General features: G+C 70.1%; 9 protein-coding genes, 1 tRNA gene and 1 pseudogene. 6 read left to right on the top strand and 5 right to left on the bottom strand.

All coding sequences use genetic code 11. From position 1 onward, the window contains the following. Both C470_RS03910 and C470_RS03905 read left to right on the top strand, forming a co-directional pair. Positions 1–441, top strand: a pseudogene (locus C470_RS03910) (methionine synthase); the annotation flags it as partial. Positions 442–548: 107 nt separating this feature from the next. Beyond that, positions 549–1,625 (top strand): ATP-binding response regulator, encoded by a 1,077-nt coding sequence (locus C470_RS03905; RefSeq protein WP_008365421.1) that lies wholly within the window; start codon positions 549–551, stop codon positions 1,623–1,625. An 11-nt stretch (positions 1,626–1,636) separates the two neighbouring features. Here C470_RS03905 and C470_RS03900 read toward each other — a convergent pair whose 3' ends face one another. Then, positions 1,637–2,086 carry a TIGR00725 family protein gene (locus C470_RS03900; protein WP_004598189.1) on the bottom strand — a complete coding sequence of 150 codons (450 nt, stop codon included), beginning with the start codon at positions 2,084–2,086 and terminating at the stop codon, positions 1,637–1,639. Between the two features lie 137 nt (positions 2,087–2,223). Here C470_RS03900 and C470_RS03895 point away from each other — a divergent pair, with 137 nt between their 5' ends. The 3 genes from C470_RS03895 (at position 2,224) to C470_RS16015 (ending at position 5,620) form a co-directional block, all read left to right on the top strand. Next, positions 2,224–2,880 (top strand): HAD family hydrolase, encoded by a 657-nt coding sequence (locus C470_RS03895; RefSeq protein WP_004598188.1) that lies wholly within the window; start codon positions 2,224–2,226, stop codon positions 2,878–2,880. Positions 2,881–2,987: 107 nt separating this feature from the next. Continuing rightward, on the top strand, positions 2,988–5,381 hold the full coding sequence (locus C470_RS03890; RefSeq protein ID WP_008365418.1) for an ATP-dependent DNA helicase: 2,394 nt from the start codon (positions 2,988–2,990) through the stop codon (positions 5,379–5,381). 86 nt (positions 5,382–5,467) lie between these two features. After that, positions 5,468–5,620 (top strand): hypothetical protein, encoded by a 153-nt coding sequence (locus C470_RS16015; RefSeq protein WP_004598186.1) that lies wholly within the window; start codon positions 5,468–5,470, stop codon positions 5,618–5,620. A gap of 24 nt (positions 5,621–5,644) precedes the next feature. Here C470_RS16015 and C470_RS03885 read toward each other — a convergent pair whose 3' ends face one another. The 4 genes from C470_RS03885 to C470_RS03870 form a co-directional block, all read right to left on the bottom strand. Beyond that, entirely contained in the window at positions 5,645–6,820 is a 1,176-nt protein-coding gene (locus C470_RS03885) for a M24 family metallopeptidase (protein ID WP_008365416.1), read from the bottom strand. A gap of 73 nt (positions 6,821–6,893) precedes the next feature. Then, complete coding sequence (locus C470_RS03880) at positions 6,894–7,505, bottom strand: translation initiation factor IF-2 subunit beta (RefSeq protein ID WP_004598184.1); 612 nt, start codon at positions 7,503–7,505, stop codon at positions 6,894–6,896. Between the two features lie 121 nt (positions 7,506–7,626). Continuing rightward, a tRNA-Met gene (locus tag C470_RS03875) sits at positions 7,627–7,701 on the bottom strand. Between the two features lie 158 nt (positions 7,702–7,859). Further along, positions 7,860–8,099, bottom strand: coding sequence for a hypothetical protein (locus tag C470_RS03870; RefSeq protein WP_004598183.1), 240 nt, complete (start codon positions 8,097–8,099; stop codon positions 7,860–7,862). Between the two features lie 99 nt (positions 8,100–8,198). On the opposite strand from C470_RS03870, the gene C470_RS03865 reads away from it, so the two are divergent. Next, positions 8,199–9,499, top strand: a 1,301-nt coding sequence (locus tag C470_RS03865; protein WP_008365414.1) for an AMP-binding protein, incomplete at its 3' end; no start/stop codon positions are given.

Genomic DNA, 9,499 nt, shown 5'->3' with positions numbered 1-9,499 from the left:
CTCGCGAACGTGCCCGCCGAGCAGGTCCGCCTCCACACCTGCTGGGGTAGCTACGAGGGCCCCCACCACCTCGACACCGACCTCGCGGAGATGCTACCGCTGATCTACGAGGCGGACATCACCGGGCTCAGCGTCGAGCAGGCGAACCCGCGCCACCAGCACGAGTACCGCGCGTTCGGGGAACACCCCGCCCCCGACGGGTGGACGCTCATTCCCGGCGTCGTCGACGTGAAGACGAACATCATCGACCACCCGGAGACGATCGCCGACCGGCTGGAGCGCGTCGCCGACGCGGTCGACGGCGGCACGCCGCTCGTCGCCGCGCCCGACTGCGGGTTCGGCACGCAGGCCGGCCTCGGGATGGTCGACCCCGAGATCGCGTGGGCGAAGCTGGAGGCGCTCGTCGAGGGCGCCGAGATCGCGAGCGAACGGCTCGCCTGAGCGGAACCGGGACGGCGCGCGACGCCGCGAAACGGTTCTCCGACTGACGCGTTCCCCGCTAACGTTTATCACTCAAGCGGCCGGGCGTTCAGAGAGGGTCCTCCGCGATGTCCACTCTCAGGGGTTCGATCGCCGTCGTCCTCGTCGCGAGTACCCGCGACCGAGCGGCGGAGCTCAAGGCGTCGCTGGAGCGCGCCGACGACCGCCTCGCCGTCGAACCGGTCGCGACGGTCGACGCGGCCCTGGAGATTCTCCGGGACTCGCCAGTCGACTGCTTGGTCGCGGTCGGTCGACCCGCGGAACCGACCGGCCTCCCCGCCGTCGAGGCGGTCCGCGACCGACACCCGGCGCTCCCGATCGTGTTCTGCCCCGACGAGGCGCTCGACGCGTCTGGCGTGGCCGAGGCATTCGACGCGGGCGCCACGGACGTCGCGAGGGTGTCGACCGATTCGGACCGAGCGCCCGTTCTCGTCTACCGGATATCGAACGCCGTCGCGTCCGCCCGCGCGGTGGCGGAGGCCGAGCGACAGCGCGACCGCCTCGAAGGCTTCGTTCACGGCGTCTCGCACGACCTGCGAAACCCGCTCAACGTCGCTCAGGGGCGGCTCGACATGGCGCAAAGCGAAGGGGATCTCGGACACGTCGACACCGCGGCGTCGGCGGTCGACCGGACGCTCGAACTGATCGCGGGCCTGTTGACGCTCGCGAAGCAGGGCGAGCAGCCGGGGGAGCTCGAACCGGTCGAGCTGTCCGCCGTCGCGGAGGAGTGCTGGGCGAACGTCGCGACCGGCGACGCGACGCTCGTCGTCGACACTGACCGGCGGATCCTCGCGGAGCGCGGGCGCCTGAAGCGGCTGTTGGAGAACCTGTTCCGGAACAGCGTGGAACACGGCAGCGACGACGTGACCGTCGTCGTCGGGGACATCTCGCCGATGTACACGACGACGCGCGCCGGCGCCGTCCTCCCGTCGGGGTTCTTCGTCGAGGACGACGGCCCGGGGATCCCCGAGGCCGAGCGCGACCGCGTGTTCGAGGTCGGGTACACGACGGATCGGGACGGGACCGGGTTCGGCCTCAACATCGTCTCGGAGGTCGCCAGCGCTCACGGCTGGGAGGTCGCCGTCTCCGAGGGCTCGCGCGGCGGCGCGAGGTTCGAGATAACCGGCGTCGAGTACGACGACTGACTCCGGCGGGGTTATTCCGTCCGTCCGGCGCGTTCGACGTACTCCACCGCCGCCGCGGGCGAGTCGACGGCCTCGACGCCGGCGACGTCGTGGGTGTCGAGTCCGGCCACCGGGCGGCCCTGCGCGAGCGCGAGCCCGACCTCGGAGAGCGTGCCGCTCGCCCCGTCGACGGCGACGGCGGCGTCGCCGTTCATTACGACGATGGCGTTGCGCGCGTGACCCATCCCGGTCGCGATCGGAACCGTGACGTGCGGGTTCGCGTCCCCGCGGTCGTCCGTCGGCAGGATCCCAATCGTCGTGCCGTCGGCCGCCCGAGCCCCGCGACACACCGCCTCCATGACGCCGCCGAGGCCGCCGCAGACGACGACGTGGCCGCGCTCCGCGAGCCGCTCGCCGAGCGCCTCCGCGACCGCCGCCGTCTCCCCGTCGATCGAACTGCCGCCGATGACGCTGACGCGCATGGCTCGCTCCACGGTACCCGGACGGGAAAACCGACCGGTGGAACCCCTCGATCGACCGCAGAAAGTCGCCTCGTGTCGATTCTCGCCGCTGAGACCGTCACTGAAACGCTTATCCCTGCCGGCCGTGAATGGAAGCTATGACGTACGATACCGTCGTGTTCGACAACGACGGTGTCCTCGTGGGCCGCACGCGCTTCGACGTGCTCCGGGATGCGACCCGGAACGCGTTCGAAGAGTGCGGCGTCGAGGAGCCCGATCCGGACGACGTAGAGCAGATGACCATCGGTGCGACCCCCGGTAGCGTCGGCACCGTCTGTCAGACGTACGACCTCGATCCGGGGTCGTTCTGGCGGACGCGCGACGACGTGGTGTCGCGGGCCCAACAGCAGGAGGCCCGCGAGGGGCGCAAGACACCGTACGACGACCTCGACGAGCTCCAGGACCTCGACGTCCAGATGGGGATCGTCTCGTCGAACCAGCAGGCGACCGTCGACTTCCTCGTCGACCACTTCGACGGATTCGACCGCATGGGCGCCGCGTACGGCCGCGAGCCCACGATCCACTCGCTCCAGCTGCGCAAGCCGAACCCCCACTACATCGAGCAGGCCCTCGGCGACCTCGACGCGGGCAACGCGCTGTTCGTCGGCGACAACGAGTCCGACGTGCGCGCGGCCGAGAACGCCGGCATCGACTCGGCGTTCATCCGCCGCCCCCACCGCCGCGACTGGGAGCTGAACGTCTGGCCGACCTGGGAGATAGACCGGCTCTCCGACCTCCACGACATCGTGGAGTGAGGCCGCCCCGCCCGCACCTCTATCGCCTCTCGACAGCGACGCGTCGAGGACGCGCTCGGCACGCCGCCGATGAAGCGTTTAAACCGGATGGGGCGTAACTCGCGCTCGTGACCGACTCGCCCCCGTGGGCCGACCTCTTCGGCCATCCCGAACCCTACCCCGAGCAGGCCGACGGCATCGACGCCGCCGTCGACGCCGCCGCGGACGGCGGCTTCCTCGCGCTGGAGGGCGCCTGCGGGACGGGGAAGACGATGCTCGCGCTCACCGCCGGGCTCGACCGCGTCCGCGACCCGGAGTCCGACTTCGAGCGCGTCTTCGTCCTCACCAGCGTCAAACAGCAGCTGCGCCAGTTCGAGACGGACCTGCGAACGATCAACGACGACCTCCCGGAGGAGTACGACCCCGTCTCCGGGCTCACGCTCGTCGGTAAGGCGGACGTCTGCCCGTACGCGCGGGAGAACCGCGGCGGGATCGACCGCGAGAACGTGTACGAGCGCTGCGAGGGGCTCCGCGAGCGAACCCGCAACCTCGTCGGCGACGGCGGCGCGACGACGACCTCGAACCTCGTGAGCGAGGCGCGCAGCCAGCAGGTCGGGCTCATGGACTCCGGCTCCGCCGCGGGCGGGGCGCCCGGGGCGGGCGACGCGTCCGACGAGGACGGCGCGCCGGCCGCCGACTACCTCTCCGTCGACGGCGAGCCCACCCCGTACCGCCCCGACACCGAAGAGTACGACGACGTCGAGTTCTGCCCCTTCTACGCCGGCTTCCTCGACGACCTGCCCGACGACGGCGACCCCGCGGAGGCGGTCCCGTTCGACGTGACCGAACTCGGCCACGTCGACGCCGACGAGCTCGTCCGGCTCGCGGCGGGTCACGGTTCCTGTCCCCACTCGATCATGGGCGCGCTCGTGCCGGAGGTCGAGGTCGTCATCGGCAACTACTACCACGCGTTCGACCCCGTGACCACCGGGACGTTCACCGGCGCGCTGTTGGACGACTCCACGTTCGTCGTCTGCGACGAGGCGCACATGCTCGAACCGCGCGTCCGCGACCTCGTGAGCGACGCCGTCGCGGACGCGAGCCTGCGCGACGCGGAGAACGAACTCACTCGCGTCGTCCAGCCGCTCTCGTTCGAGTCGGCGGGCGCGGAGTCCGACGACGCCGCCTTGGTCCGCGGCGAGCTGGAGGACGCGGACGTGAGCGTCGAGGAGATCGAGGCCGTCCGGGAGTTCTACGCCGACCTGCGCGGCGAGCTGGACCGGCGCGTGACTGCCCACCTCGACCGAGAGCGCCCCGACTGGCGGGCGTCGCTCCGCGACCTCGACGACGAGGAAATCCCGCTCCGCGACCCCGAGGAGCCGGGCGAAGACGAGATCACGGCGTGGGCCGACGACGAGGGGTACGGCGAGCGCGTCTGGGCGCGCGCCGAGCAGGTCGGCGCGGTCGTCAAGCGCGTCCTCGACACGCTGGAGGACGAGGACAAGCAGCGCGCCGCCCCCGGCGTCGGCCGGACCCTCAACGCCTGGTACCGGGAGGGCCACACCGACTTCTTCCGGGCGATCGAGCTCGAACGCACGTTCGACGAGACGGAGCCGCCGGACTCGTGGCGGCGGGCGTACAACGCGCGCCTCGCGCTCCACAACTGCCTGCCCAGCGAGCCGATCGGCGACCGCCTCGCGGAGTTCGGCGGCGGCGTCCTCATGAGCGCGACGCTGGAGCCGATGGACCTGTTCCGGGAGGTGACCGGCCTCGACCACCTCGCGGAGCGCGGCCGCCCGGTCGTCGAGCGGACCTACGGCCTATCCTTCCCCGAAGAGAACCGGGCGAGCCTCGCGGTCGACGCGCCGAAGTTCACTCACCAGAACCGCGGCGCCCCGGGCGAGGAGAACCCGACGCGGCTCGCGCACCTCGACGCGACGGCCTCGGTCGCGCGCCGCGAGGGGAACGTCCTCGTCGGCACCCCGAGCTACGCCGAGGCGTCGTGGATTGCGGAGTCGCTCTCGGAGCGGCTCGACAAGCCGGTCCTGCTCGACGAGTCCTCCGGCGACCGCGAGACGGAGTCGCTGAAGGACGACTTCTTCGCGGGCGACGGGAAGGTGCTGGTGACGAGCCTCCGCGGCACGCTCACCGAGGGCGTCGACTACCGCGGCGACCGCCTCTCGGCGGCCGTCGTCTGCGGCGTCCCGATCATCAACACGGCGCGACCGCAGACGCGGGCGGTGATCACCGCCTACGACCGGCGGTTCGAGTCGGGGTTCGAGACGGCGCTCACCGTCCCCGCCGTGCGCAAGGCCCGGCAGGCGGTCGGCCGCGTCATCCGCGGGCCAGACGAGCGCGGCGTCCGCGTCCTGCTCGACGCTCGCTACGCGCGCGACTCGTGGAACGGCGTCCGAGAGTACCTCCCGGAACACGAGCGCGAGGAGTACCAGCCGGTGAGCCCGGACATGCTGGAGGTCGCGCTCGATCGGTTCGCGTCGCGGTCTCCGGCGGCGGGAGAGTGACTCGGGGACGTCGGGCCGCCGAATAACGTCTCGTTGTCCGGTGGTAGGTCCTTCGTAACTATGCCGTCACGGAGGGTATCTCCGGTATGTCCCCCATCCACCGGACCGAACGATACCATCTCGTCTGCCGTGAATGCCCGCTTGAACGCCTGTACGACGTCGAGACCGACGCGGACGCGGTCCACCGCGACCACGTCGACGAGACCGGACACCGCGTCGCCGTCGAGCGGATCGCGTGAGGCTGGCGGTTCCGTGCGGTGCGATTAGACGACGTTCGAGTCGATGTCGCGCGGGAAGTTCGTGAGCCGCTCCGTCCCCGACTCGGTGATCGCCACCGTGTCGGAGTGGCGGTAGCCGAACTCGTCGGTGTAGATTCCGGGTTCGATCGTGTACACGTGGCCCGGTTCCATCACCGCGTCGTCGCCGTCGTAGCGCTCGCCCCAGCCGCGGTCGATGTACGGCGGCTCGTGGGCGCCGAGCCCGATGTTGTGGCCGACGTGGTGCTGCGCGAGGTCGGCCACGCCCTGCTCTTCGAAGTACTCCCAGACGACTTCGTCGACCTCGGCGACCGGGACGCCGGGGCCCAGGGCGTCGATGGCGAGCGTCTGCGCCTCAAGCATAAGCTCGAAGTAGTGTTCCTGCTCGTCGGAGTAGTCGCCGACGAACATCGTCCGCTCCAGCTCGGAGCGGTAGCCGTCGACGTTCGCGCTCGCGCCGGTGACCAGCACGTCGCCCTCGGAGAGCCGCTCGTTCGGGGTGTGGCCGTGCGGGAGCGCGGTCTCCTCGCCGGAGATGTAGCCGGCGTGTACCGGGCCGTCGCCGCGGACGCGGACGCTGTACGCGTCACCGAGCGCGTCGAGCATGGCGCGGGAGGCGTCGGTGGACGCACGCTGCGAGACGGTGGCGGGGTGCGCGCCCGGTTCGGAGTAGTCGGCGAGGTAGCGGTGGCCGAGGTTCGCCCACTTCGCCGACTCGCGGATCAGCTCGACCTCGGCGTCGGACTTCGCCCAGCGCATCCGGCCGACCCACGACTGCGTCTCGACGTCGACGAACTCGGAGAAGGCGGGCCCTTCGTACCCCATCACGCCCGGCGGGCCGTCGGCGTCGGCGGCGATCGCGTCGGCGCCGAGCCCGTTCAGCATCTCGACGGCGACAGAGACGGGCTCGCCGCCGGGGTAGTCGAAGTAGTGATTGACGGCGTCGATCCGCGGATTGGGTTCGACGCGCTCGACCTCCAGTCTCGGAACCGTGATCTCGACGCGGTCGTCGGTGACCGCGAGGACGACCGGCCGCTCCGTCTGGATGTGATGGAAGCCGGTGAGGTACTCTATCGCTGTCGCGCCGACCCACGTGGCGGCGTCGGCGTCGGTGTCGGCGAGTCGGTCCCGCACGGCTGCGAGCCGGTCCGCGAAGGCCGACTCGGGGAGTCGCGTGGCCATGGCTCAGGATACGAGAACGCGCGGATAAACGGTCGGGTAGCGGAACGGCGGGGACGGGCTCTTCCGCCTCCGCTCAGTCCTCGCGGCGGGCGAACGCGAGGTTGCCGGAGACGTTCTTGATGTAGGCGGTCACGGTCTCGCCCTCCTGCGCGCCGGGGACGAAGATGGTGTACTCGCCGCGCTCGGCGACGCCGTCGCCCTTGCGGCCCGTGCCGACGATCTCGAGCTCGTAGGTGTTGCCCGACTCCACGGCGTCCTCCTGCCGCTGGGTGTTGGAGGTGTTCTGTTTCGCCACCGGCCGGAACGCCCCGCAGGCCTCACAGCGGAGCATCGGCGTCCGGTTCTCGGTCTCCAGCCGGGTGTCGGGGAGGCCGCACTCCGAGCAGGTGACGAACGACTCGATGTACGAGTCGATCGCGGCCTGGAAGTCGCGCTCGCGGAAGTTCCCGCTGTAACGCGCGCGGCCGTCCTCGTACTGGCCCGCGGTCCCCAGCTCCTGCTGGATCTTCGAGTGGACGTGTTCGGGGTCGCGGCTCAGGGCGTCGGCGATTCCGGAGAGGTTCGTCAGGCGGGTGAACGCGCCGTCCTTCTGCCATTCCGGGTCCGGAACCGACAGCCGCTCGTCGGAGCCGCCCAGATCCGGTACCTCATCCATCGCGCGGTCGAGGCTCGATTCGTAGTCCATACGCGTGGAAACGACAGCGCGACGGAAATCGCTTCCGGGTTCGGCGGCGGCGGCTCCGAAAGGTGGAAACGACGTTCGGTGTGTAACGACCGGTCAGGAGTCAGTCGGCTTCGAAAGAAAATAGCGGGAGGTAGATTTGAACTACCGATCTCCGGGTTATGAGCCCGGCGGAATCTCCTGGCTATCCCATCCCGCTATCGTAGCACAATCGGGTGCGACTGTTAAGGGTTCTGATCCCGGCGCCGGTATGCGATTCGTCCACGCGTCAGCGGCGGTCGCGAACCCTCGCGCGGGCGCCCGCATCGGAGCCGTAGATCGCACCGAGCGGCCGCTTCGCGGACCGGCTTTCCGTCGTCACTCCTCGCCCGCGCCCCCGTCGTCGCTCGTCCGCGCCGCGACAGCCTTCATGCGGATCCGGAGCGCGAGGACCGCCACGACGGCGAATCCGACGGTCACCGCGACGTCGGTCGGGTCGCCGGAAAGCGCCCGCTGCGCGGTGAGCCCCGCCATCAGCGCGAACATGAACGACAGCAGTCCTGCGATCGGAATCACGTACCCCTCGCCGAACGCCGACCCCTCGGACTCGTCGCTCATTTCTCACCCCTCCGCCGCCGACCGTGAAAAGGCTCCCGCGACCGTCCGTCCCTTGCGTCGGCCGCAAACAATTTCACACATCATCGATAGTGACAGACGATGCACAAGCCGCTGTTGACGACGGACTTTCTGGACCGGGCGCGGCGCCACTACGCCGACGAGGAGGCGGTCCTCGCGGTCGACGGGACGCGATACACGTACGCGGAGCTCGGCGAGCGCGCCGACCGCTTCTCCGCCGCGCTTCAGGCGCGCGGGATCGAGAAGGGCGACCGGGTGGCGGTGTTGGACCCGAACACGCACTACCACCTGGAGGCCGCCTACGGCGCGATGCAAGTCGGCGCGGTTCACACGCCGCTGAACTACCGGCTCACGCCCGACGACTTCTCGTACATGCTCTCGGACGCCGGCGTCGACGCCATCTACGCCGACGCCGAGTACGCCGCGAACGTCGAGGCGATCCGCGACGAGGTGCCCACGGAGACGTTCCTCACGAACGACGCGGACGCGGTCGAGGGCGACTGGGAGTCGTTCGACGCCGCGCTCGACGACGCGGACCCCGACGCCTACGAGCGCCCGGAGATGGACGAGGACGAGGTGATAACGATCAACTACACCTCGGGGACCACCGGCGACCCGAAGGGGGTCTGCCGAACCCACCGCGCCGAGACGCTCCACGCGTACCTCATCTCGATCCACCAGGAGATCACCGACGACGACGTGTACCTCTGGACGCTGCCGATGTTCCACGTCAACGGCTGGGGACACATCTACGCGATCACCGGGGCGGGCGCCCGGCACGTCTGTACCCGCGGGGTCGACGTCGCGGAGACGTTCGACCGGATCCGCGGCGAGGACGTCTCGTACTTCTGTGCGGCGCCGACCGTCCTCAACATGCTCGGCGACCACCACGCCGAACACGGGGGCGCGACGACGGGCGACAACGACGTGCGGGTCGCCACGGCGGGCGCGGCGCCGCCGGAGGCGACGATCCGCACCGTCGAGGAAGAGTTCGGCTGGGATCTCAAACACGTGTACGGCGCGACCGAGACGGGCCCGCTTATCACCACCTCAGACGCGAAGCGCCACTTCGACGAGGGCGCCGACGACCGCTTCGCGGTCAAGAAGACGCAGGGGATCGGCTATCTCGGCACGGACGTGCGCGTCGTCGACGAGAACGGCGAGGACGTGGCCGCCGACGGCGAAACGATCGGTGAGATCGTCGTGCGGGGCAACCAAGTGATGGACCGCTACTGGAACAAGCCCGAGGCCACCGAGGAGGCGTTCTCCGAGCGACTGGAGGGGTACTACCACATGGGCGACCTTGCGGTCGTCGACGAGGACGGGTTCGTCTCGATCCAGGACCGCAAGAAGGACATCATCTGTCTCTTATACACATCTCT

This window comes from Halorubrum distributum JCM 13561 (assembly GCF_000337395.1).
GTDB lineage: Archaea > Halobacteriota > Halobacteria > Halobacteriales > Haloferacaceae > Halorubrum > Halorubrum distributum.
The sequence above is the reverse complement of the archived record's forward strand: the minus strand, read 5'-3'. Positions and strand labels throughout refer to the sequence as shown.

Bases quoted from the DNA above. Each gene is read 5' to 3' on its own strand.
- C470_RS03880 (WP_004598184.1), bottom strand. From the start codon at position 7,505: ATGGACTACGAATCGAGCCTCGACCGCGCGATGGATGAGGTACCGGAT.
- C470_RS03870 (WP_004598183.1), bottom strand. From the start codon at position 8,099: ATGAGCGACGAGTCCGAGGGGTCGGCGTTCGGCGAGGGGTACGTGATT.
- C470_RS16015 (WP_004598186.1), top strand. From the start codon at position 5,468: ATGTCCCCCATCCACCGGACCGAACGATACCATCTCGTCTGCCGTGAA.
- C470_RS03885 (WP_008365416.1), bottom strand. From the start codon at position 6,820: ATGGCCACGCGACTCCCCGAGTCGGCCTTCGCGGACCGGCTCGCAGCC.
- C470_RS03905 (WP_008365421.1), top strand. From the start codon at position 549: ATGTCCACTCTCAGGGGTTCGATCGCCGTCGTCCTCGTCGCGAGTACC.
- C470_RS03895 (WP_004598188.1), top strand. From the start codon at position 2,224: ATGACGTACGATACCGTCGTGTTCGACAACGACGGTGTCCTCGTGGGC.
- C470_RS03900 (WP_004598189.1), bottom strand. From the start codon at position 2,086: ATGCGCGTCAGCGTCATCGGCGGCAGTTCGATCGACGGGGAGACGGCG.